Source organism: Pleurocapsa minor HA4230-MV1 (assembly GCA_019359095.1).
GTDB classification, from domain to species: Bacteria; Cyanobacteriota; Cyanobacteriia; order Cyanobacteriales; family Xenococcaceae; genus Waterburya; species Waterburya minor.
This window is the reverse complement of sequence record JAHHHZ010000027.1, coordinates 104,525-126,378: the sequence shown is the minus strand read 5'-3', so window position 1 is coordinate 126,378 and position 21,854 is coordinate 104,525. Positions and strand designations below refer to the sequence as shown.

The following is a 21,854-nucleotide window of genomic DNA, read 5'->3' as shown; positions in this document are numbered from 1 at the left end:
TCCTGGGCAACTTATGATTCATTAGTTATCTACTGCAAACAGAATTTAAGCCATTACCAAACGAGACTCAGCCGTATCTTTAATTAGACTCATTTTGGTCTGTAGATAGTCATTTAGAGAAACACGTTCTTGATCTGCCAACGGTTTTTGAGCATCTAAACGCTGTAATAATCCTTGAATTAAATCTGATTCGCTGGCTTCTAATAACTCCCAGGCGTTGGTAGTCTCAATCAGGTTCCAGGTTTGGCGTAATAATGTGGTATTCAACTTGCTTCACCTTCAAATAATAGATGTAATTGTCTTAGCTCAAAGTTTAATTATGCTAACAATCTAAATCTTAGTCTAATCAGATCAAATCTAAAGAAAATATTTAGATATACAGCAAATATCCATACAAAGCTTAATATATGTCTTTTATTATTTACTTTATTTTCACTTGCCCTAGTAATACTACTTAATTTCGGGGTGTTTGGTGGCATTACAAGCATCCCCCAAACGATTGATTTTACTGATTAGCTGATAAAGACGACCAAAGCTTTTCTGGTTAAAATAAAAGCTTAAGCGTGGCAAAACAAGAGCTTCCAAGTCTTGCTGTTCTTCAGGCAGAGCAATATTTTTCTTAATCTCTCCGTGGCTGAGAATATCATTAAATTCTTGATTTAATTCTGCCACCATCAGATCTGACAATTCTAGTTTGAGGCGTATGACAAACAGCTTGCCTATATAACGACTTGAATGGTACACTCGATAAAAATTCTTGATGGTCTGACAAGCAACATCCAGGCGATCGGTAATCGTATATAAACTAGAATCTTCGGGACTAATTAGACCCTTGGCTTCTAATTGATTGCAAATATAATCATTCCAAGAATGCCAGTAATCTCCCCCTGGTCGATCCACTAACACCAACGGTACAGGTCCATATTTACCAGTTTGACAAAGAGTCAGAGTTTCAAATGCCTCGTCTTGAGTGCCAAATCCTCCTGGAAAAAGAGCGATCGCATCACTCTCTTTTAAGAAAAATAATTTCCGCGTAAAGAAGTATTTGAAATTAATCAGCTTATCATCCCCATTAATTGCGGAGTTTGCACCCTGTTCAAAAGGAAGTTTAATATTTAAGCCAAAAGAATTATCTCTACCTGCACCTTCGTTTCCTGCCTGCATAATACCCCCTCCTGCCCCTGTAATGACCATAAACCCTGCTTGGGTCATACAACGAGCAAAATCGGATGCTACCTGATATTCTGGCTGCTGAGGTGAAGTTCTGGCAGAACCAAAAATAGCGATTTTTCTGGTATGGCGATAGGGAGAAAATTTTTTAAACCCCTGTTCTAAATCTTCTAGAGATGCAGTTAAAATTTTCCAGTCCAGACGCTCTGTGTCTTCCCCTGCAACCCTCAGTAGTACCTGTAAAGCTCTTTGAATCAATTTACCTTGGGGATGGTTTGCTAAATCGACAAGTAGTTGCTGTAGCTGTTGATCTAAAATCTTTGAGTTACTGGCAAATGCGTCCATAGTTAGGCATGATAAGGACTTTCAATCATCACTTATTTTAATTGAATCTGCAACCGTTGCCGATTAAGGGAGATAATTAACTTTAAACAGAGTAATCTTGATGTACAACAGTCCTACCCGACTATTTATCTATGATATTTTTGAGATGATTGCTCCACCACGATTGGGGCGGATGTAGAAAAGCAACCGACGAATTTTTGAGTGGAGTCAATGGGCAATACACCCTAGATGACTTTGCTGGCTCAATGAAAATAACTAAAGTCAAAAATTAATCTTAGCCTTGGTTGTTACTCTTGATTTTGCTGTTCAAATCTTGAGAATTGGCTTTTGTTTTTGATTAGCTCTAGCTAAATTTTTAATCTTTAATCTAATTTGCTAGAGCTATCGAGCTGTAATTATTGTGAGACAAACTAAAAATATCTAAATTTAAAGATACTTTTCGATGGTAGTTGCCAAAGTAGTTTTGGGTACTGCGCCCACTACCATGTCTACTCGTTGACCATCTTTGAAGATCATTAAAGTAGGAATGCTACGAATACCATACTGACTAGCAACTTGGGGATTTTCGTCTGTATTTAACTTGACAACTTTGATTTGCCCGTCGTACTGCTCGGCGATTTCATCGACTACTGGCGCAACCATGCGGCATGGCCCGCACCAAGGGGCCCAAAAGTCTACTAAAACTGGTACTGAGCTTTCTAGAACCTCTTCAGGAAAACTAGCATCTGTTACTGGCGCGGCTGATGATGACATACTTACTTAAGTCCTTACTTATCATAAATCCTTTTCAATAATATAGGATTCTACCACGGTCAATGTTCAACAGGATCTAAAGCAATTAGACTTTACATCTTAAGAGTGAGATCCCAAAAATTTTTGCTCCTGTACCAAATATTTGAGCATTATTACTTTTCAGATAGCGTCTCCTGTGAAAGTGGAATAAGCCGAGGAAACCTAGGTATTTCCTGTTCTATAAGAAAATTCTTAGAATTCTCTCATTATTTTCTTACAAACTTTGGATTATCTTGATTGGAGATCTGTAAACTAACATTGTCACAATAAATCAGCTAAGAGCAACTTATGGATGGCAGTCTAATTTTATTTAATTTACTAAATCCCCCAGTGTTGTTTTTCTTTTTGGGGATGCTCGCCGTGTTTACTAAATCTGATCTGGAAATTCCTGCGCCTCTACCTAAACTATTTTCTTTATATCTTTTAATTGCGATTGGTTTTAAAGGTGGTCATGAATTAGCAGAAAGTGGCATTAATTTAAACATTGCACTCACTTTACTAGCATCAATAGTCATGGCTTGTGTAGTGCCAATCTATACCTTTTTTATCTTAAAGACTAAGCTTAATAGCTATAACGCTGCGGCGATCGCTGCTACTTATGGTTCAATTAGTGCTGTGACGTTTATTACGGCGAGTTCTTTTTTGGAAAAGCTCCAAATTCCTTACGGTGGACATATGGTAGCTGCATTAGCTTTAATGGAATCTCCTGCAATTATTGTGGGTATTATTTTGGTTAAAATGTTTGCTCCAGTAAAGGAATTAAGTAGTTCCTCACCAAAATTTGAACCTGAATACAATGGCGAAAGTAAATATCAGTATTCATCTGCTACTGGTACTCCCTCAGCAGCATTTCCTACTACTCAGAAGGATAAAATTAACCAAGAGCAATCTGACTTTTCTTGGGGTCAAGTTTTAAGAGAAGCTTTTTTGAATGCCTCAGTTTTTCTGTTAATTGGGAGTTTAATTATTGGCATTTTAACTGGAGAAGAGGGCTGGACAAAACTAGAACCATTTACTCAAGGTATTTTCTATGGTGCTTTAACTTTCTTTTTATTAGACATGGGATTAGTGGCTGCTAAAAGAATCAAAGATTTAAGTAAAACTGGTACATTTTTAATTAGCTTTTCTGTGTTTATTCCAGTCATTAATGCCTTAATTGGAATTGGGATCGCCAAAGTTTTGGGTTTTACAGAAGGCGACGCTTTATTGTTTGCAGTTTTATGCGCTAGTGCCTCTTATATTGCCGTTCCCGCAGCGATGAGAATGACTGTCCCAGAAGCTAATCCCAGTCTTTATGTTTCTATGGCGTTGGCTCTTACTTTTCCCTTCAACATTATTGTTGGCATTCCGCTTTATTTAGAAATAATCAAACATTTATTTGTTTAAACAATGCAATCAGTTCACAAAGTAGAAATCATCATTAGTAGTCAAAAACTTGAGCGCGTGCTAAAAATACTCGAAAAAGTCGGTGTATCGGGCTATACCGTGATTGATAACACAACTGGAAAAGGCGATCGCGGTTTCACCGATATTGATCTCGACAGAGTATTTAGCAACGCTTATATTTTGACCGTTTGCACGAATGAAAAACAGCTAAATTTTTTGACCGAAGAAATTAAGCCTCTTCTAAAAAAAGTTGGTGGAATCTGTTTAGTTACAGAAGCAGCTTGGATTAATCATTGAACGATTTGTCGGCAAATATTATTGTGGTTTAAAGATAATATGGCAATTTATAGAGTTATTTATGCCTATTAACAAAATTATTCAAGGGTTAAGTCAATTCCAAAATAACTATTTTGATACTCATCAAAAGTTTTTCCAAGAATTGTCTCTCAAACAAACTCCAGAAGTTTTATTTATTACCTGTTCTGATTCGAGAATTGACCCTAACTTACTAACTCAAACAAAACCAGGGGAACTGTTTGTGATCCGCAATATTGGCAATATGATTCCAGCTCATGGAACTCTCAATAGTAGTGAGGGTGCAGGAATTGAATATGCAGTTGCTGCTTTAAACATTGAACATATTATTGTTTGTGGACATTCTCATTGCGGTAGTATGAAAGCCCTTTTACAGCTTAATAAATTAAATGATGACATGCCTTTAGTTTATGACTGGTTAAAACATCATGGTGAGTCTATTCGACGTTTGTTAAAAGAAAATTATGCTAATTGCACTGAAGAGGAGTTGTTAAAAATAGCTGTTGAAGAAAATGTTTTGACTCAGATCGAAAATCTAGAAACTTATCCTGTAATTCGTTCTAAAATGCGAGCAGGAAAAATATCCCTTCATGCTTGGATATATGAAATTGAAACTGGTAAAATCAATGCCTATGATTCGGATTGTAGTAAGTTTTGTCTACTAAGTTCTGGGCCATTTCCAATTCCCAATCCACTACCATTTATTCATTAATACTAAGTTTAAAAGACATATTTATACGCAACACATACTAATATTTGAGAGCAGAAAAAAATATAATTTAAGTTAGAGCATATTTTTAAAAAATAAAATAAACAAAAATTAAGTTAATCGTATCGTGAAAAACTCTTTAGATAATCATCAAACAGAAGTTATTCTGCATAATCTACTTACTTATTCTCAGAATAGCTATCAATGGTTTACTAATACTCCAGCTAGAGCCTTAGAAAGAGCTTACTTAGCTGCTTTGAGTATTAAATCTTTAAAAGCAGATTATGCTACGTCCCAAAACCAAACTAAAATGGAAAATAATCAAGATATTATCTTGAATTATTTGCAGTCTGATATAGATAGATATCTAACAAGTATTAAAGTAAACTTAGCAGAATTTAAAGTTAGTCGTTTTTTTTTAAATAATCATGATCAAGGTTATTGGTCAAAAATTATTTTAATTGAAGAAGTGTTAAATGAACATCGAGAAAATAATATTGAGCTGCCGATTGTTTCTGAAGTAAATACTATCGAAAAATTAGAAATCAAAATTGACAGCCAGACTCAGGGTAAAGATAATTTGACCAAAGTTCCAGCAATTACCCAAAAAACAGGAGCTTTGCCAAGATCGCTTGGTAGAACTTTCCAAAAGATTAAGACCGATCTTAAGAGTGATAGTGAAGTAGAAGTGATTCAAAATTTTCGTCGTCAAAGGCGAGTTACTCAAGCAGCTATTCGCTGTCTTTTATTATTAATTATAATTCCTCTAATAACGCAAAAAATATCAAAACAGTTTTTTCTATTACCTTTAGTAGAAAATTATCGTAAAGAGCATCATTCAGAGATTTTTATTAATTTAGAAATGAAAGAAGAAGCTTTTAAAGAGTTACAAAATTTTGAAGAAGAACTAAAATTTAATAATTTACTCAGTATAGTTCCAGCGATTGCTCCAGAAATTATTGAGGAAAAATTAAAGGAAAAAGTTAACGAATTAGCAGTAGAATTTCGCCATAAAAGTAATAGTTCTATCAGCAATGTTTTTGCCGACTTATTAGGTTTATTTACCTTCGTTATTGTGGCTTTAACTAATAGCCGAGGCATTACGGCGATTAAAAGTTTCTTGGACGATATTATGTATGGCTTAAGTGATAGTGCCAAAGCATTTTTAATTATTCTATTTACAGATGTATTCGTTGGTTTCCATTCCCCTCACGGCTGGGAAGTTATTCTAGAAGGCTTAGCCAGCCATTTAGGAGTTCAACCCAATCATAGTGCGATATTTTTGTTTATTGCTACTTTTCCCGTTATTCTCGATACAATCTTAAAATATTGGATCTTTAGATATCTCAACCGTATTTCTCCTTCTGCTGTAGCCACCCTCAAAAACATGAATGAATAAAGTACTTGATGCTTTTAAGCCGAAAAATTACTAGCATCACTAGGTAAAACAACCTCAAAAGTAGTTAGTTCATCTTGGCTAGTTACAGCAATTTGACCTCCATGATAACGAGTGATTAAAGCAGCGATCGCCAAACCTAAACCCGATCCTTGATTATGGCTAGCGCGATCGCGATTAAGACGGTAAAAGCGGTCAAATAAATAAGGTAAATCTTCTGCTGCAATGCCCACTCCAGTATTAGCGATCGCCACGATAATTTGTTTTTGTTGCTGATCTAGCTTAGTTGTTAAGCGAATTTGCTCCCCAGGCGGGGTATACTTGACTGCATTGTCCAAAATGTTTAAAAATAAACTAGTCAATAAGTCAGAATTACCCAAAACAAATAAATTAGGTATAATCTCAGCCTGAAGATCGATTTCATACTCATCAGTTAGTTGAATTTGTTCAATTAAAACCTCAAGTAAACTACTTAAATCTACTTTGAGCAAATCTTCTTTTCCTTGAAGTTGTTCTTGTTCTAAACGGGCTAAAAATAATAAATTATTAGTCAGACGAATTAAACGATTTGTTTGACTATTCAACTCCTGTAAGACAGTTTCATATTCAGCAGGAGTGCGTTGACGGCTTAAAATCACGCCAATTTTTCCTTTGATTACAGTTAAAGGTGTGCGCAACTCATGGGAAGCATCAGCAATAAAACGCCGTTCATGTTCAAAAGCTAATTCAATTCGATTGAGCATCCGATCAAAAGTCATTGCCAAACGTCCCACTTCATCTGATACTCCTTGATAGTTAATTCTGTAACTCAAATCGTCTGAATTAATTGCTTCGGCGGTGCGAATAATTCGATTAATCGGACTCAAGGCACGATCTGCTAAAAATAGTCCGCCCAAACTAGCAAAAAATAAGATTAGGGGAAAGCCAAATAAGATCAAAGTTAAAAGATGAGCTAAGGCTTTAGTTACGGGTTCTAAAGATTGAGCTACCTGTAACCACTGGATTGGTCGATTATGCTCCCAAGTTGTTTCGCTAATTTTCGAGTTGGCGATCGCTAATGGTAGATTATAAGTGCGCCATTTTTGATCTTGTGTACTTAATTTTTGATAACCTTTTTTGTGAGGCAATAGAATCTTGATAGTTTGATAATTGCCGAAACCATCGCTAATAGTACCATCTGAAGCAATAATTCGAGCCGAAAAGCCAGCACTGGTCAATTGTTGTTGATTAGACCAAAACTGCTCAGTATCGCTAAAGTTAATCCGCTCATTTTGGACAACTAAGTTAGTCAAAATCTCTGTACTAGCTACTTTGAGAGTAGTATCCAATTGACTCAGTAAGCTGAATTTTAACTGTAGATATAAATAACCACTAAAGATCATCAAAGTACCGCCTAACAGCAACAAATACCAAGCAGTTAAACGCACTCTTAAAGATCTTTTTGCTCGCCAAAATAGTCTTAAGCTTTCAAACATGTAAAATAGACAAATGATGAAGATTAAGGCTCAATTTACATCCGTCTTCAAACAATAACCAACACCTCTACTAGTATGAATTAAAGCTTGAGAGAAACCTTTATCAATTTTGCGTCGCAGATAGCCAATATAAACATCTACTACATTAGAGCTACTGCAAAAATCAAGCGCCCAAACTTTCTCGCCAATTTGAGTTCGAGTCAAAACGCGATCGCTATTGCGCATCAAATATTCAAGCAAATTATATTCTAAAGGGCTTAAGGCGATTAATCTGCCTGCTCTACGTACCTCTCTTTTAATAGTATCCATAACCAAGTCTCCAACCTTTAAAACTGTATCAAACTGTAACGGGGGACGACGTTGCAAGGCTCGCAGACGAGCTAATAATTCAGAAAAATCAAAAGGTTTAACTAGATAATCATCTGCACCAAGATCCAATCCTTGTACCCGATCTTCTACAGTATCTCTAGCCGTTAACAACAACACAGGAGTTATATTTTTTGCCGAGCGAATTTTCTTGAGTAACTGTAAACCATTAACTTTCCGCAGCATAATATCGAGGATAATCAGATCGTATTCGTAAGCTTCAGCCAAATCTTGACCTGCCTGACCGTCTTCAGCTCTGTCTATGATGTAGCCTACTTCCTTCAGACCTTGAGTAATAAACTGAGCGATTCCCAACTCATCTTCTACTAATAAAACCCGCATAAATTAGCCTACAATAATCGATTAGATTATTTTAAACGGTTAACTAACATGACCAGTAGTTTAATTATCCTTATTCTGTATTGCTAAAAAAGCTTCCTTAGCAGCAGCTTGTTCTGAAGCCTTTTTCGATCTTCCATAACCCGTACCTAATAATTTGCCCTGAAACCAAACTTCCGCCACAAAACGCTGGTCGTGCCAAGATGATTTATTACTAGCTAGCTTTAAAACTGAATCTAGCTGCTTATTCTCTACTACTTTATATTCTGGCAAAATTTTATATTTTCCCTGAGTCCATTCTTGTAAAGCATCTTTATAATTGAAGCGAGCAGGATCATTCATCACCTCCACCGCCTTCTTTTGCAAAGCTCGATCTAGCCAAGGACGAATCAGATCCATGTTGTGCGTACTTAGATATAGCGCTCCTAATAGAGCTTCAAAAGCATCTGCTAACCAAGATTGTCTCCCTGTAGGATTACCTGTGGCATTAGTCCCAATCAAAAGATAAGGTTCAATCCCAAAACTTTCCGCTAGTTGAGCTAAAACGCGATCGCTGACTAAGATGGAACGAACCGCAGCAAATTCCCCTACGGACTCTTGAGGATAAACTTCCAGCAGTAACTCGGCAGTAATTAAACGTATGACTGAATCTCCCACAAATTCTAGCTGTTCGTAGTTGTGGGTTCGAGACACACTAGGATGAGTCAAAGCCAAATCTAGCAACGACCAGTCAATCGGCGTGTGAGCAGATAATCCTAGCTTCTGAGCTAGAGTTTGCAATTGTTTTTGCCTTCTGGGATCTTCAAACATTAAGTAGAGACAATACGAAAGATAAAGAGAGTTAGAACGTAAGCCGGATTCTGTTCTCGAATCATAGTTACCTAGATTCAAGGGTAGTTATCTATCTAGGATGCTTGTTACCAAACACCTCATGCGGTTCTCCTTGGTCGGGATGGGAAAAAGACCAACCCTAATCCCTTCGACCTTGCTCCCTACTGGGGTTTACCGAGCCAGTACCTCTCGATACTGCTGGTGCGCTCTTACCGCACCTTTGCACCCTTACCCTGTAGGGATAGTTCATGAACAACCCCTACACGGCGGTATTTTTCTGTGGCACTATCCTCGCGATCGCTCGCACTGGGAATTATCCAGCAAGTCTGGTCTTTTGGGAGTCCGGACTTTCCTCAAATTTGCCTCTAGGACAAATCTGCAACCACCTCGCCAACTCTCTTGTCTATCTAGTCTATTATTATTTGATATGTAATCTCAAACAATTGTCTAACTTGGTTAAAATTTACCTAGCTCTTGCCGAGCATTGTGGATTATTTATCACTAGTTAATTGAACTGTTGATTAAAATTGTAATAATTAATAAATTTCCTTTGAACTGACTAAATTTATGGCTATTACTTATTTAGGAGAATTTTAACTATGCCCAAAGAATCAGAAATTACCCCTTTTTCTGGTACTGGCAAATCTGCAACTCTGCCTCAATCGGAACGCAGACGTCGAGTAGCCCAAGCACTACGCTGGTCTGGATTAGCGGGATTTTGGACGCAGTTGGTCTTGGGAGTTGTATCCAGTGTTACCTTAGCTTTGGCGATCGTCAATCAAACAGAAAGAAGCAACCCTGGTATTGGTTTTAGCCTATTTTGTGCTGTCTGCGGACTGATTTGTCTAGTTGTGGGAATATGCATTACTTTTAGATATGGCAAAATGGCGAGTCAGTTTTCTCGACCCAACACTACGCCACCAAAGAAGTCTGCCACGATTAAAATCATTCAAATTGCAATTATTACCAGTATTGTTGGCATAATTATTAGTGTTATAGGTGGAGAAACAATTACAGGCATAGTACTTTCTAAAACATTAGCTTTCGATCCTGCAAAAGTTTTTAATAATCAACAAAACACCGAATTTGTAAATTCTTTAGATGTATTTATTATTCAAGCCTGCTTCAGCATTATTTTGGCTCATTGTACTGGATTGGTAAGTTCTTTATGGATTTATAGTCGTATTGATAAATAGTAATTAATCATGCAACGTACTCGGCTTAATTCTTTGGTAGCAGTTACAGGCGATCGCTTAGAATTATTATTTAGTAATCCTTGGCGACGCATTTCTTTAAGCTTGATTAGCATTCTCCTAGGTTTTTTTATGGGTTCGGCAATTTCCACAACTGCTGGAGCGGCTGCGGTTTGGGATGTTTCCGCAGCAGTTATCTTATTTATATTTACCGAATTTGTTAGTAAGTTGGTTTATAGTCGTCCCAACCGTCAGGAAAAAGGCGCATTACCTAAAAGGCGATCGCTGTATATTGAGGCGTTGAATTTATTTAAGATTGGTTTGATCTATAGTCTGTTTTTGGAAGCCTTCAAAATAGGATCTTGACAATGAGCAGTGAGTCCTAAAGGATTAGCTTCGCGTCACAATGAGCAATGAACAGTGAACCCTAAAGGACTAGCCCTAAAGGATTAGCTTCGCGTCCTTCGCGTCGCAATGAACAGTAATCAGTAATTATTGAACATGAACCAGGAGAGTGCAGATAATTTTAAACTAGAAAGTCTTATTGTTCAGGGTAAGGAGTCTAGGTTTTATGCAGAGCTTTTGGTTGAAGTTACGTCAGTCTGTCACAGTTTTGGATTTAAAGAGCAAGATGCTATTGTCTCTACCTTAGAAAAATTATGGCTACCCATCGCATTAGATTTGGCTACAGCAAGACAAAAGTTAAATCGGACTTTTGTTCAAGGAATTTTGGGCAGCCAAGGAACAGGTAAGTCAACCCTCTGTATCATTCTTCAACATATACTGAGTTATTTCGGTTTTTCCGTTGCTACCCTTTCCCTTGACGATCTTTACTTAACCTACCCTCAAAGACAAACGCTACAACAGCAAGATCCACGATTACTCTGGCGAGGCCCTCCTGGTACACACGATCTAGCTTTGGGTCTTAAGGTAATTGAACAGTGCTTAGAAGAAAATAGTCCTGCTCAGATTTTACTACCTCGGTTTGATAAATCGGCATTTAATGGTGCAGGCGATCGCACTACTCCAGAAGCCATAGCAAAACCCGATCTTCTCTTGTTTGAAGGTTGGTTTGTCGGTGTACAGCCTTTAGAACTAGATTCTTTTAATCATTGTCCTGCACCGATAATTACAGAACAAGATCGGCAGTTTGCTAGAGATAATAATCAGCGTCTTCAGGCATATTTACCTCTATGGTCAAAATTAGACAGTTTGATCGTTTTAAATCCCGAAGATTATCGTCTCAGTAAACAATGGCGCAAAGATGCCGAACATAAAATGATTGCTCTTGGCAAATCGGGGATGAGTGATGAGGAGATCGATCGCTTTGTCGAGTATTTCTGGAAAGCTCTTCATCCAGAATTGTTTATTAAGCCTTTACTTAGTCATACTGATTTAGTAGTGGAAATAAAAAGCGATCGCAGTTTGGGCAGAATTTATAGTCATTCCAAATAGGAAACATATTTGAGTATAGACAATTGGCGATTAGGCTCCCCTAAAGGATATGCGTAGCGGTATACCACAAGGGTACAATGTGCTTTAGCACTAGCTCCGCGTGACGCGACGTTAGGAGCTAATCCTTTAGGACGCGCCTAGCCTACGGATCGCTTGATCTAGATCTATTCTTAAACAGCCTCAAAAGTTATTCTCATGATTAATTGAACTTTTGGCTTTTGGTAACATGGAATTAAACTTCTTGTTTATGCTGATTATGTTTAGATTTCAACCAACTAAAATATATTTCTTTAATATTTTTAACTAAAGCTCATGAGTCTATGCATTAATCCTGAATGTAAAAAAATACATAATTCAGACACCCTAATTTTTTGCCAGGAATGTAGCTCAGAACTACTGTTGGACGGAAGATATCGTGTAGTTAAAGAACTGGGTCAAGGTGGATTTGGCACAACTTATGAAATATTAGATTTAAATTCTCGTCCTTGGGTACTCAAAGTATTAATTGACAATCATCCTAAATATGTAGAGCTATTTAAACAGGAAGCTCAGGTGTTAGGGATGCTCAATCATCCTGGTATACCTAAAACGGACTTAGATGGGTATTTTATCTATTTTGCCGTAGGTAGAAAAGAACCTTTACATTGTTTGGTGATGGAGAAAATTGAGGGATTAAACCTTAATGAATATATCAAACAACGTGGCAATTTGCCGATTAAACCAAAAAGAGCTTTACGTTGGCTAGCGGAATTAGCTTTACTTCTGGAACAAGTACACAACAAAAATTTTTTTCATCGAGATATAAAACCCTCAAACATTATGTTGCGTTCCAATGGCTGTCTAGCTTTAATTGATTTTGGTACGGCTAGGGAAGTAACCCAAAGCTACCTACAGAAGATGGTAGAAGGAGAAATTACACAAGTTATCACCCAAGGCTTTACGCCGATTGAGCAAGCGAGAGGCAAAGCAGTACTGCAATCAGATTTTTATGCGTTGGGTGGTACGATGATCTACCTTTTGACTGCTCAAAACCCAGCTACATTTTATGATTCAATTAAAGAAAAATTGATTTGGGATTCTGCCGTACCAGATATTGCTCCAGAATTTGTTGATTTAATCGATCGCATGATGGCATTTTCTCCTGCGCAACGACCCTCTGATAGTCGAGCAATTTTTCAAGCAGCGGTTGGGATCGATTCCAGCTTACAGGTTTTAGATGAGAAGTTTGATGAGATTTCCGACCATTCTCTAGCTGAAAAATCATTGGCTAACACTGCTACTACGACAATATTATCGTCTAGCTTTAACGTCAAGGTAACTCCTGAGTTTATCGCACGCTGTCGTCAAGAATTAACCGAGTTTATTGGTCCCATGGCAAATATTATATGTCAACGTATAATTAAGCAAAATCCGAACATGAGCAAAAGCGAATTTTGCAATTCATTAGCCGAAACTATACCTAATTCTCAGCAGGCAAAAGAATTTAAACAGCGGTTGATTTAGTCAAAGCTATTGATTTTCTAACATTTCCATTGCCATTTTTAAACTAACTTTTAAGCGATTAAGGGAGGCTGCTAAGATACCAATCTCATCGTTAGTCTTTTGCTCGAATTCAATCTCCATATCTCCCATACTAAGCTGTTTAGAAGAATAAGACATTTTTTTTAGCGGGTCGGTAATCGCAAATTTGAGAAATAAATTAAGTAGAATACTAGCTAGCAGCAAAAAGATCACTACCTTACCAATTAACAAATAACGCAGCTGCCTAGCCTCATCAAAAACCTGACTAGATGGTACAGAAATAATCTGTGCTCCCACAATTTCATTAAGTTTCCAACCAAAACCATTATCGCTACCATAAGAGGTAATTAAGCTTGCAGGGGCTATATTTGGTGTACTATGACAGCGCAAACAACTTTCTTTTTCAATTTTTAAAGGATGAGCAATATAAAAAATTTCTCCTCCAGGAATTGAACGAAAACCCTGTTTTTGTTTAGTAGAAGTATCTTTAAAAGACTGGATAATTTCAGCTTCAAACTCATCTGCCTTATCTCGAAGATTAGTTGGATTAAGGGTTGCTTCTTTATAAAAAAATTGATTATATTGTTCTTCAGAACGTAAATGCTCAAAAACTTCTCTAGCAGAATAAGCAGGAACTGTTTGGGGTAAAAAAATTTGTTCTGTTTCCAGACGAGCTGACAGTTCGGGATTAACCTGGGTATCAGTATAATTACGAACTGAATTCATGGTTGCCATTAGCATTGACGCTTCATCGACAATCACCTGCTCGGCATAATTTTGCAGAGTTCTAGATAAAACAAGTCCCATTGCTATAGTCAGCGATAATAAAATTATTGCTAAAAGAATATTGAGCTTAAACCCTAATTTAAGATTTTTATACATTTGATCTATCGCAGTTTTTATAGTTTAAAATTTTCTGTTTACATTGTATTGACATACTGAATATTGGTTTAATAAAAAAAGTAAAAGAAAATCGCTCATTATGCAAGAAATCTCAATAATATGCGCTTACAACATACTGTATTAGCAATAATTATATTTACTTTGATAGCTTGCGATCGCGGAGCAGATCCCAAGGATAATCGCCCCAAGCAGACTAGCATTGATAAGCTTAGTGTCGGTGTAGTTAGCTACGGTGAAAATGAAAAATCGCTCCAACAATATCAAGATTTTCAAGAGTATTTAGGAACACAGCAAAATAGTTTAATTGAGCTTGAGCCAGCCTATAATGAAGTCCGTGCTTTAAACCAAATTTCAGGTAAAAAGTGGGATTTAGTCTTCGCACCTCCAGGATTAGCAGCGATCGCCATTACGCAATATAACTACGAACCATTAGTTCCCCTAGAAGGTAAAGATCAGAGTCGTTCAGTCATTGTTACCAAACAAGATTCAATCGTCAAAAGTCGTCAGGATTTAGCAGCACAAACTATTGCTTTAGGACAGAAAGGCTCGGCTACAGGATATTATCTACCAATCTTTAATTTATATGGACTGAATTTTAAAAAGGTACTATTCGCTTCTACTCCCAAAGATATTTTGCAACTGCTCGACCAAAATCAAATTACCGCAGGTGCTTTATCTCTAGAAGACTTTAATCTGCTCAAGCAAGACTACAAACCTAACCAATTTAAGGTTATTTACCTCGATCGCCACAACGTACCTTCAGGAGCAATTCTCATTAGCGATCGCCTAGAGCGGAATCAACAGGAGCAAATTAGATTGGCGTTACGCGATACTCCCTCTTTCATTGCCTCTAGTGCTGGCTATCTACCCAATGAACCACTGCCAGATTACGCGTATTTAACCACAGTTATCGAACGAGTACAGAAGATTTTAGCAAAATCCTCCATGGTACTTCAATAGAGCTTAACCAAACCTGATACTGTTGTTTAATTTTGTCGAACTTATATTGCTTAGGAAAAAGCGATCGCAGTTTGAGAGGATATCTGAAAAGTCTAATTGCTACGTTTCCAGTGGGTAGATCCCCCTAAATCCATGCCACTTGCTCTACTTGGGGAGACCCCAAGACCGCAGTGGCTCCCCTTGTTAAGGGGGACTTTGATTCCGATTCCCCCCTTGTTAAGGGGAGGCAGCGCGTTGCGGAGGTTTCCTCCGTTGTAGCGACTGCCGTGGGCTAGGGGGGATCTGCTAGGGTCTAAGCATAACAGAATTGAGTTCTCAGACATCCTCTGAGTAGAATTTATCGACCTACAAATTCCTGAAATTATTACCAAATGTAAGGCGAATAATTTTATACACAAGATGTATTATTCTACTAATTTAACCAATGCGACAATACATAGGCTTTATGCCGATCTAATTTATCAGCAATACCTCCTGCGACAAAAGAAACAAAAGGTTCAATACCTAAGCTTGCTTGTTTTCTCAAATCTGCATTCATCCGAGTAAGGTAAACAGGAATATGCTCCAAAATTTTGCCAGGTTTCAGATTTCCATAGGCTTGACAAAAAACTTCTAAACGCTCAATAAGACTTGCATTTGATAACTCTTCTCCCGTTATTTCTGGAAGATTGGGCTGAAAAGGAATAAATTCAAACGCAAACTCGGCTATATCGTCCATTACATAGCCATAATGCGCTAAATCCCAATCGATAATACCTTGAAATTTACCATTTTCTTGAATACAGTTCCAAGGGCCTAAATCCCCATGGCAAACAATCATATCAGCCTCTGGGAAAGTAAATCCCCAATTAAAATGAACATCGCCTTTTAACCTAAAATCAACCACAACCTCATGATAATTTTTGAGCCACTCACCTAATTGTGCGATAAATTCATCAGTTTTAATTGCGTCACACCAAGGTCTAAAAATTGCTTTGCCAGGAAAATACGAAAAATATTCATATTCGTCATCACTGTCGAGAAGCCTAGGAACGGATAGAAAATTTTTGGCTTCTAGATATTTTAGTAGTTGGTGAATAGCAGGGCTAACTGGTGTAAGCTTACGTCGAACTACATTACCCTTGAGGGCAACTAAATTTACATTTCCTCCAACAAGAGGAGTCCAGTCATCAGAAAAGTTCATTAACTTGGTTAAAGTAGAAAAAGTATTAGTGCGATCGTATATTTAAGCTAATGCGAGTAAAGCAATTGCTTGGATTAGTCTTGTTTAAGAATTAAATCAATTTCTTTTTTGAGAGTTGGTATTTCTTGCTCGATTATTTGCCAGATAATTTTTAAATCTACCCGAAAGTATTCGTGAACTAATAAGTTGCGAAAATCTATTATGTCTCGCCAGTTAATTTTTTGATATTGTTGATGGGTGTCAGGAGTCATCGCTCGCGCAGCTTCACCAATGATTTGTAATTGTAAAATTATCCAGCTTTGTATAAGTTCATTGGCAAAAAATTCTGTTTTTCCCTTAATTGCGTACTTTTCAATTTTATTAATTGCTTCTTGAATATCTCCTATTCTTTCTCGATCATTTCTCATAGGATTAAAGAGTTTTGCAAAACTTCTTTGCGGATTCTGTCTTTTAGTCCTTCGGTGGTTACTACATCCACTTTAATGCCTAGTAAATTTTCCAGATCTCGTATTAGCCGCACGGGAAACCAGGGGCTAATTTTATTTAAATCGTAATCTACTAGCAAATCTAGATCGCTGTTTTGATCGGCTTGTCCTCTGGCGACAGAACCAAATATCCGCACGTTAAAAGCTCCATGTTGAGCTGCAATTTCTTTAATTTTTTCTTTTAGGGCTGGAGTCAAATCATCGAGAGTCATGGTCGCACCTCAAGGTCATCTAGATTAATTTTAACGACTCAGATCGGCATTTTTTGTAGCAGCTTTTTTGCCTAAAAAAAAGAGTAAGTGAATACTTACTCCATAATTACTATTGACTAACCTATCAACTTTGAGCAACAGCTTTCTTCTCTTCTTCTAATGCTAAGAATTTTTCCAGCTCTGTGATCGCATCGGCATCAACTTTGGTTTGCATGGGACAGAATTTAGGGCCACACATAGAACAAAACTCAGCAGTTTTATAAATATCTGCGGGGAGAGTTTCATCATGATATTCCCTTGCTCTTTCTGGATCTAGAGACAGTTCAAACTGTTTCTCCCAGTCAAAGTTATAGCGTGCATTAGAAAGTTCATCATCTCGATCTCTCGCACCTGGACGATGACGAGCAATGTCCGCAGCATGAGCCGCGATTTTATAGGCAATTAAACCATTACGCACATCTTCAGCATTGGGTAAACCAAGGTGTTCTTTAGGAGTTACATAACAGAGCATTGCTGTACCATACCAGCCAGCCATTGCTGCACCGATCGCACTAGTGATATGGTCATAACCAGGAGCAATATCTGTGACTAAAGGCCCTAAAACATAGAAAGGTGCTTCGCTACACTCTTCCATTTGCTTTTTGACGTTAAACTCAATTTGATCCATTGGCACATGACCAGGCCCTTCCACCATCACCTGAACATCATGTTCCCAAGCGCGACGAGTTAGTTGACCGAGGGTTTTTAATTCTGCTAACTGAGCTGCATCACTAGCATCATGGGCGCATCCAGGTCGTAATGAGTCTCCTAAGCTAAAGGAAACATCGTATTTTTTGAAAATCTCAATGATCTCATCAAAATGAGTATAGAGAGGATTTTGCTTATGATGGTGTAGCATCCAACGAGCGATAATTCCCCCACCACGAGAGACAATACCTGTTAAGCGGTTTTTGACTAAAGGCAGATGCTCAATTAGGATACCTGCGTGAATCGTCATGTAGTCCACACCCTGTTGGGCGTGTTTTTCAATAATGCGCAGAAAGTCATCGGCACAAAGTTTTTCGATATCACCGTGGACGCTTTCTAGTGCCTGGTAAATTGGTACTGTACCAATGGGAATTGGCGAGGCATTGATGATAGCAGTCCGAATCTCATCTAAGTTACCGCCACCTGTGGACAAGTCCATCAGAGTATCAGCACCGTACTTAACCGCCAGCTTGAGCTTATCTACTTCTTCATTGATATCAGAAGAGTTAGGAGAAGCTCCAATATTGGCATTCACCTTACAGCTAGAAGCAATACCAATACACATTGGCTCTAGGTTTGGATGATTAATATTGGCAGGAATAATCATTCTGCCTCTAGCCACTTCATCCCGAATTAAGTCTGCTGACAACCGCTCTCTATTAGCGATGTAATGCATCTCTTCGGTAATAATTCCCTGACGTGCATAATGCATCTGAGACACATTGCCCTGTCCTCGACGCTTGGCAATCCATTCGCTTCTCATATTTTTTTCCCTTAATAAACAGCTTCCCTCCGCTGGTGCTAACCAGTCTCAGGTTCTTAGGGTATATCTCAGCCAATCTTTAGGCACCCCTAGCTACATGGGAATTCTAACATTATTTACCAGTGACAATTTCTGCTGAGAACCGAAGTAATTATTTCTTCACCCAAAGCATTATTTCTTAAAAAGCCTTTGTAATAATAATAATTAAGAACGCCATAATTGCTCTTTAAAGATTAGCGCAAAGCGATCGCTATTTTTTTTTGACGACCTAGTTTAATAATTCTTCAATCAGCAGCTGTAAATCAACAACATTTGAATCTTAATTAGCATAGAAACAATGAATATTATTAATCATCATCGCTCTTTATTTCTGGCAGGAATATTCTTAGGTTTAGGACAAGGTGGCTTTTTTGATGGTATTTTTTTTCATCAACTACTACAGTGGCATCATATGTTTACCAACATTGAAAGTAGCAACACTGTGGCGGGTTTAGAATTAAATACTTTAGGCGATGGTTTGTTTCACCTCTTTGACTGGATTATGACGCTGACTGGCATAATTACTCTGTGGATAGCAGTTAAACGGGATGACGTTGAGTTATCTACATCAGTTTTCATTGGTGCATTCTGTATCGGTGCGGGAATGTTTAATGTTGTAGAAGGGATTCTTAGCCATCATATTTTGCAAATTCACCATGTAAAACCAGGCGCGCACCAACTCGCTTGGGATTTAGGCTTTATTGGTGCAGGTGTTATGTCTATATTAGTTGGCTGGTTTATTATCAATCGAGAGCGTGTAACTGAGTCTAATCTGGTTCAACCCAGCGATCGTCAGACTTGATTAAATTAATTAATTCCGCTACCCCTCGATCTTGAGGAACTTTTTTAATTTCTTCTCGACCACGATAAAGAGAAATATAGCCAGGCTGCTTACCAACATAACCATAATCGGCATCTGCCATTTCCCCTGGGCCATTGACAATACAGCCCATTACAGCAATATCTAAACCTGTTAGATGCTTGGTTGCCTCGCGTACTTTATGCAGCACTTCTTCGAGGTTAAATAGAGTTCGACCACAGGAAGGACAAGCAACATACTCTACCATTGTTTTGCGGAGTCCCAATGCTTGCAAGATGCTATAGCAAACAGGGATTTCTTTCTCTGGTGATTCAGTTAAAGACACGCGAATTGTATCGCCAATGCCTTGAGCTAAGAGAGTCCCAATGCCCGCCGTAGATTTAATCCTGCCATACTCGCCATCTCCCGCTTCTGTAACCCCCAAGTGTAAGGGATACTCCATACCCAACTCATTCATGCGCTGTACCATGAGGCGATAGGCTGCCAGCATGACAGGAACGCGAGAAGCTTTAAGAGACAGAACAATATTGTAAAACTCTAGTGATTCACAGATTTTAATAAACTCTAGCGCCGACTCTACCATCCCTTCAGGAGTATCACCGTAGGTAAACAGCATCCTTTCTGAGAGAGAGCCATGGTTAACCCCAATGCGCATCGCCTTACCTTGATCTCGCAGTGAGACAACCAAAGGTTCTAAAGTTTCACGAATTTTGCTACCAATTTCCGCAAATTCGGTGGGAGTGTATTCAGTGCGATCGCTTTTGGGTTTTTCAAAGACGTATAAACCTGGGTTAATTCGCACCTTATCGACATGCTTAGCCACTTCCAAGGCGATTTTCATGCCGTTGTGGTGGACATCTGCGACTAAAGGGACTGCTTGATAAGTCTGGGCTAATTTTTGCTTTATTTCAGCTAAGGCTTTAGCATGAGCCATGCTGGGGACGGTCACTCTGACAATTTCACAGCCAATTTCATGCAGACGGCGGATTGCGGCAACTGAGCCATCAATATCTAAAGTATCTTCGTTAATCATCGACTGTACTACCACTGGATTGCCACCACCGATAGTAATGTCACCAACTTTTACCCCTCGCGTTTTTCGCCTATGGATAGTGGTATCAAAAGCTGGGGTGTTAGTAAGATTAAGATTATCCAGAGTTTGCATAACGAGTCAAGTATTGCTCTATTAAGAATTTATTTAGTCTAGATTCTATTGTAAAGCTAAGGGGTTATGACTTTAATCAGCTGTCGTCTATTGTTGATTAAGGCTGGGTTTAACTACCATTTTAGAGTTCCTGCATCATCTCCTTGCTCTCGTTTGGCTTTACTATCATTTTCAAACCATTGAATAATCTGAGTGTGGGTTAGTTCGGCAATTCCTATTTGATAATCTTGAGCGATCGCCTGCAATAACCTTTGAGAGGAAATAGTCAGGCGAGTGAGAAACTTTTCGCTACTAGAAAGTAATGCCGCATCAATATCGGCTGATTCTTCAGGAGATAGATATTGATCTGGTGCTATGGACATAATTAATTATTAATGATTAATTACTAATTATTAACCACAGTGGCAATCTGACATTTTGCAGCTTTGATCCTCAGTATGTCCGTTGGCGCAAGCCTCACAACAATAATATTGCTCGTTCTTTTTGATGGCATTCTCTAAAGAAATTTCGCAATGACAGCGATCGCAAGCGCATTTTACTACAGTGGCATTTGTCATAGGATGGCCCTCTTTTTTACTAGAAATTACGTTTATTATAGTGTGAATATCTGTTGAAATATAACAAGCAGCATAATTATTTTGCAAATAGGGTTGCAAATTAGACATTCAGTCTGCTACATTGATTAAGCGCAAAAAAACGCAAGCCAGGATAGCTCAGGTGGTAGAGCAATGGATTGAAAATCCATGTGTCCGCAGTTCAAGTCTGCGTCCCGGCATTTAAATAACAAATATTTATTGTGTAATCAGTAATCAGTAATCAGTAATTACTAATCAATTTGTCGGCGCTAAGTCGATAGACACACTAGCAATCAGAGGACAAACCTCTTGTAAGTCAGATTGAAGATTAGAGTTATCGCTCCAGCTAAGACGATATTTTTGTAACTCTTGCTGAAATAGACTCATTTTCTTAATTTGAATTTCTAGCTGCTCGATCTTGTTGTCTAGTAAATCTTGTACTAAATTGCAAGGTATTTCACCGCGATCGCGCACATCTAAAATTTGTTTTATTTCTTTAAGGGTAAATCCAATAGTCTGAGCTTTTTTGATAAATTCAACTTGTTTCTGTGCATCCTGAGCATAATAACGGTAGCCGTTATCACCTATTTGTACTGGTTGCAATAATCCTAGATCGCTGTAGTAGCGTAAAGTTCCCACAGAAAGATTTGTTTGTTTAGCCAATTCGCCAATTTTAAGTTGAGTTAGCTTACTCACAATTGATTAACTT

25 protein-coding genes, 1 tRNA gene, 1 other RNA gene and 1 riboswitch are annotated in these 21,854 nt (G+C 38.0%); of the genes, 11 read left to right on the top strand and 16 right to left on the bottom strand.

The window, feature by feature from the left end:
• Window positions 1–45: 45 nt before the first annotated feature.
• The 3 genes from KME09_19395 to trxA all read right to left on the bottom strand — a co-directional run bounded on the left by KME09_19395 (window position 46) and on the right by trxA (window position 2,268).
• On the bottom strand, window positions 46–267 hold the full coding sequence (locus KME09_19395; GenBank protein MBW4536105.1) for a hypothetical protein: 222 nt from the start codon (window positions 265–267) through the stop codon (window positions 46–48).
• 183 nt (window positions 268–450) lie between these two features.
• Window positions 451–1,515: an LOG family protein gene (locus KME09_19390; protein MBW4536104.1), complete on the bottom strand. Its 1,065-nt coding sequence runs from the start codon at window positions 1,513–1,515 to the stop codon at window positions 451–453.
• Between the two features lie 426 nt (window positions 1,516–1,941).
• Complete coding sequence (trxA, locus tag KME09_19385; GenBank protein MBW4536103.1) at window positions 1,942–2,268, bottom strand: thioredoxin; 327 nt, start codon at window positions 2,266–2,268, stop codon at window positions 1,942–1,944.
• A gap of 327 nt (window positions 2,269–2,595) precedes the next feature.
• Here trxA and KME09_19380 point away from each other — a divergent pair, with 327 nt between their 5' ends.
• The 4 genes from KME09_19380 (at window position 2,596) to KME09_19365 (ending at window position 6,116) form a co-directional block, all read left to right on the top strand.
• Window positions 2,596–3,693: a sodium-dependent bicarbonate transport family permease gene (locus KME09_19380; protein ID MBW4536102.1), complete on the top strand. Its 1,098-nt coding sequence runs from the start codon at window positions 2,596–2,598 to the stop codon at window positions 3,691–3,693.
• Between the two features lie 3 nt (window positions 3,694–3,696).
• Window positions 3,697–3,990, top strand: coding sequence for a P-II family nitrogen regulator (locus KME09_19375; GenBank protein ID MBW4536101.1), 294 nt, complete (start codon window positions 3,697–3,699; stop codon window positions 3,988–3,990).
• Window positions 3,991–4,051: 61 nt separating this feature from the next.
• A complete protein-coding gene (locus tag KME09_19370; protein ID MBW4536100.1) occupies window positions 4,052–4,720 on the top strand; it encodes a carbonic anhydrase in 669 nt (222 codons plus the stop codon).
• 124 nt (window positions 4,721–4,844) lie between these two features.
• Window positions 4,845–6,116, top strand: coding sequence for a proton extrusion protein PcxA (locus tag KME09_19365; protein ID MBW4536099.1), 1,272 nt, complete (start codon window positions 4,845–4,847; stop codon window positions 6,114–6,116).
• Window positions 6,117–6,130: 14 nt separating this feature from the next.
• Here the strand turns inward: KME09_19365 and KME09_19360 are convergent, their stop codons facing one another.
• The 4 genes from KME09_19360 to rnpB all read right to left on the bottom strand — a co-directional run bounded on the left by KME09_19360 (window position 6,131) and on the right by rnpB (window position 9,522).
• Window positions 6,131–7,588: a HAMP domain-containing protein gene (locus KME09_19360; protein ID MBW4536098.1), complete on the bottom strand. Its 1,458-nt coding sequence runs from the start codon at window positions 7,586–7,588 to the stop codon at window positions 6,131–6,133.
• Window positions 7,589–7,618: 30 nt separating this feature from the next.
• Window positions 7,619–8,296 (bottom strand): response regulator transcription factor, encoded by a 678-nt coding sequence (locus tag KME09_19355; protein MBW4536097.1) that lies wholly within the window; start codon window positions 8,294–8,296, stop codon window positions 7,619–7,621.
• A gap of 60 nt (window positions 8,297–8,356) precedes the next feature.
• Window positions 8,357–9,103, bottom strand: coding sequence for a ribonuclease III (gene rnc / locus KME09_19350; protein MBW4536096.1), 747 nt, complete (start codon window positions 9,101–9,103; stop codon window positions 8,357–8,359).
• 23 nt (window positions 9,104–9,126) lie between these two features.
• Window positions 9,127–9,522, bottom strand: an RNA gene (gene rnpB / locus KME09_19345) — RNase P RNA component class A.
• 201 nt (window positions 9,523–9,723) lie between these two features.
• Here rnpB and KME09_19340 point away from each other — a divergent pair.
• From KME09_19340 to KME09_19325, 4 genes are all read left to right on the top strand, one after another.
• Entirely contained in the window at window positions 9,724–10,320 is a 597-nt protein-coding gene (locus KME09_19340; protein MBW4536095.1) for a DUF3611 family protein, read from the top strand.
• 9 nt (window positions 10,321–10,329) lie between these two features.
• The gene (locus tag KME09_19335) at window positions 10,330–10,683 is read left to right on the top strand and encodes a DUF565 domain-containing protein (protein MBW4536094.1); all 354 of its coding nucleotides are present in this window, start codon (window positions 10,330–10,332) and stop codon (window positions 10,681–10,683) included.
• 135 nt (window positions 10,684–10,818) lie between these two features.
• A complete protein-coding gene (locus KME09_19330; protein MBW4536093.1) occupies window positions 10,819–11,772 on the top strand; it encodes a glycerate kinase in 954 nt (317 codons plus the stop codon).
• Between the two features lie 312 nt (window positions 11,773–12,084).
• Window positions 12,085–13,275 (top strand): serine/threonine protein kinase, encoded by a 1,191-nt coding sequence (locus KME09_19325; protein MBW4536092.1) that lies wholly within the window; start codon window positions 12,085–12,087, stop codon window positions 13,273–13,275.
• A 6-nt stretch (window positions 13,276–13,281) separates the two neighbouring features.
• On the opposite strand, the gene KME09_19320 is transcribed toward KME09_19325, so the two are convergent.
• A complete protein-coding gene (locus tag KME09_19320) occupies window positions 13,282–14,175 on the bottom strand; it encodes a DUF3365 domain-containing protein (protein MBW4536091.1) in 894 nt (297 codons plus the stop codon).
• A 120-nt stretch (window positions 14,176–14,295) separates the two neighbouring features.
• On the opposite strand from KME09_19320, the gene KME09_19315 reads away from it, so the two are divergent.
• Window positions 14,296–15,156, top strand: coding sequence for a phosphate/phosphite/phosphonate ABC transporter substrate-binding protein (locus KME09_19315; protein ID MBW4536090.1), 861 nt, complete (start codon window positions 14,296–14,298; stop codon window positions 15,154–15,156).
• A 412-nt stretch (window positions 15,157–15,568) separates the two neighbouring features.
• Here KME09_19315 and KME09_19310 read toward each other — a convergent pair whose 3' ends face one another.
• The 4 genes from KME09_19310 to thiC all read right to left on the bottom strand — a co-directional run bounded on the left by KME09_19310 (window position 15,569) and on the right by thiC (window position 18,546).
• The gene (locus tag KME09_19310) at window positions 15,569–16,339 is read right to left on the bottom strand and encodes an aminoglycoside phosphotransferase family protein (protein MBW4536089.1); all 771 of its coding nucleotides are present in this window, start codon (window positions 16,337–16,339) and stop codon (window positions 15,569–15,571) included.
• A gap of 74 nt (window positions 16,340–16,413) precedes the next feature.
• Window positions 16,414–16,746, bottom strand: a complete 333-nt coding sequence (locus KME09_19305) for a DUF86 domain-containing protein (protein ID MBW4536088.1) — start codon at window positions 16,744–16,746, stop codon at window positions 16,414–16,416.
• On the bottom strand, window positions 16,743–17,036 hold the full coding sequence (locus KME09_19300; protein ID MBW4536087.1) for a nucleotidyltransferase domain-containing protein: 294 nt from the start codon (window positions 17,034–17,036) through the stop codon (window positions 16,743–16,745). The genes KME09_19305 and KME09_19300 overlap by 4 nt, the downstream gene beginning before the upstream one ends.
• A gap of 124 nt (window positions 17,037–17,160) precedes the next feature.
• Window positions 17,161–18,546: a phosphomethylpyrimidine synthase gene (thiC, locus tag KME09_19295; GenBank protein ID MBW4536086.1), complete on the bottom strand. Its 1,386-nt coding sequence runs from the start codon at window positions 18,544–18,546 to the stop codon at window positions 17,161–17,163.
• A gap of 7 nt (window positions 18,547–18,553) precedes the next feature.
• Window positions 18,554–18,647: riboswitch (TPP riboswitch) on the bottom strand.
• A 236-nt stretch (window positions 18,648–18,883) separates the two neighbouring features.
• Between thiC and KME09_19290 the strand changes: the two genes are divergently transcribed.
• The gene (locus KME09_19290) at window positions 18,884–19,387 is read left to right on the top strand and encodes a DUF2243 domain-containing protein (protein ID MBW4536085.1); all 504 of its coding nucleotides are present in this window, start codon (window positions 18,884–18,886) and stop codon (window positions 19,385–19,387) included.
• On the opposite strand, the gene ispG is transcribed toward KME09_19290, so the two are convergent.
• The 3 genes from ispG to KME09_19275 form a co-directional block, all read right to left on the bottom strand.
• On the bottom strand, window positions 19,353–20,570 hold the full coding sequence (gene ispG, locus KME09_19285) for a (E)-4-hydroxy-3-methylbut-2-enyl-diphosphate synthase (protein ID MBW4536084.1): 1,218 nt from the start codon (window positions 20,568–20,570) through the stop codon (window positions 19,353–19,355). The two genes, KME09_19290 and ispG, sit on opposite strands and share 35 nt — an antisense overlap.
• A 113-nt stretch (window positions 20,571–20,683) precedes the next feature.
• Entirely contained in the window at window positions 20,684–20,932 is a 249-nt protein-coding gene (locus KME09_19280; GenBank protein ID MBW4536083.1) for a hypothetical protein, read from the bottom strand.
• A 30-nt stretch (window positions 20,933–20,962) separates the two neighbouring features.
• Window positions 20,963–21,127: a metallothionein gene (locus KME09_19275; protein MBW4536082.1), complete on the bottom strand. Its 165-nt coding sequence runs from the start codon at window positions 21,125–21,127 to the stop codon at window positions 20,963–20,965.
• A gap of 145 nt (window positions 21,128–21,272) precedes the next feature.
• Here KME09_19275 and KME09_19270 point away from each other — a divergent pair.
• Window positions 21,273–21,345 (top strand) — tRNA-Phe (locus tag KME09_19270).
• A 55-nt stretch (window positions 21,346–21,400) separates the two neighbouring features.
• On the opposite strand, the gene KME09_19265 is transcribed toward KME09_19270, so the two are convergent.
• Window positions 21,401–21,841: a heavy metal-responsive transcriptional regulator gene (locus KME09_19265; protein ID MBW4536081.1), complete on the bottom strand. Its 441-nt coding sequence runs from the start codon at window positions 21,839–21,841 to the stop codon at window positions 21,401–21,403.
• Window positions 21,842–21,854: the final 13 nt, after the last annotated feature.

Excerpts from the sequence above, each read along its gene's own strand:
- KME09_19390 (MBW4536104.1), bottom strand. The coding sequence starts at position 1,515 with ATGGACGCATTTGCCAGTAACTCAAAGATTTTAGATCAACAGCTACAG.
- trxA (MBW4536103.1), bottom strand. The coding sequence starts at position 2,268 with ATGTCATCATCAGCCGCGCCAGTAACAGATGCTAGTTTTCCTGAAGAG.
- KME09_19380 (MBW4536102.1), top strand. The coding sequence starts at position 2,596 with ATGGATGGCAGTCTAATTTTATTTAATTTACTAAATCCCCCAGTGTTG.
- KME09_19375 (MBW4536101.1), top strand. The coding sequence starts at position 3,697 with ATGCAATCAGTTCACAAAGTAGAAATCATCATTAGTAGTCAAAAACTT.
- KME09_19370 (MBW4536100.1), top strand. The coding sequence starts at position 4,052 with ATGCCTATTAACAAAATTATTCAAGGGTTAAGTCAATTCCAAAATAAC.
- KME09_19360 (MBW4536098.1), bottom strand. The coding sequence starts at position 7,588 with ATGTTTGAAAGCTTAAGACTATTTTGGCGAGCAAAAAGATCTTTAAGA.
- KME09_19355 (MBW4536097.1), bottom strand. The coding sequence starts at position 8,296 with ATGCGGGTTTTATTAGTAGAAGATGAGTTGGGAATCGCTCAGTTTATT.
- rnc (MBW4536096.1), bottom strand. The coding sequence starts at position 9,103 with ATGTTTGAAGATCCCAGAAGGCAAAAACAATTGCAAACTCTAGCTCAG.
- KME09_19340 (MBW4536095.1), top strand. The coding sequence starts at position 9,724 with ATGCCCAAAGAATCAGAAATTACCCCTTTTTCTGGTACTGGCAAATCT.
- KME09_19335 (MBW4536094.1), top strand. The coding sequence starts at position 10,330 with ATGCAACGTACTCGGCTTAATTCTTTGGTAGCAGTTACAGGCGATCGC.
- KME09_19330 (MBW4536093.1), top strand. The coding sequence starts at position 10,819 with ATGAACCAGGAGAGTGCAGATAATTTTAAACTAGAAAGTCTTATTGTT.
- KME09_19325 (MBW4536092.1), top strand. The coding sequence starts at position 12,085 with ATGAGTCTATGCATTAATCCTGAATGTAAAAAAATACATAATTCAGAC.
- KME09_19320 (MBW4536091.1), bottom strand. The coding sequence starts at position 14,175 with ATGTATAAAAATCTTAAATTAGGGTTTAAGCTCAATATTCTTTTAGCA.
- KME09_19315 (MBW4536090.1), top strand. The coding sequence starts at position 14,296 with ATGCGCTTACAACATACTGTATTAGCAATAATTATATTTACTTTGATA.
- KME09_19310 (MBW4536089.1), bottom strand. The coding sequence starts at position 16,339 with ATGAACTTTTCTGATGACTGGACTCCTCTTGTTGGAGGAAATGTAAAT.
- KME09_19305 (MBW4536088.1), bottom strand. The coding sequence starts at position 16,746 with ATGAGAAATGATCGAGAAAGAATAGGAGATATTCAAGAAGCAATTAAT.
- KME09_19300 (MBW4536087.1), bottom strand. The coding sequence starts at position 17,036 with ATGACTCTCGATGATTTGACTCCAGCCCTAAAAGAAAAAATTAAAGAA.
- thiC (MBW4536086.1), bottom strand. The coding sequence starts at position 18,546 with ATGAGAAGCGAATGGATTGCCAAGCGTCGAGGACAGGGCAATGTGTCT.
- KME09_19290 (MBW4536085.1), top strand. The coding sequence starts at position 18,884 with ATGAATATTATTAATCATCATCGCTCTTTATTTCTGGCAGGAATATTC.
- ispG (MBW4536084.1), bottom strand. The coding sequence starts at position 20,570 with ATGCAAACTCTGGATAATCTTAATCTTACTAACACCCCAGCTTTTGAT.
- KME09_19280 (MBW4536083.1), bottom strand. The coding sequence starts at position 20,932 with ATGTCCATAGCACCAGATCAATATCTATCTCCTGAAGAATCAGCCGAT.
- KME09_19275 (MBW4536082.1), bottom strand. The coding sequence starts at position 21,127 with ATGACAAATGCCACTGTAGTAAAATGCGCTTGCGATCGCTGTCATTGC.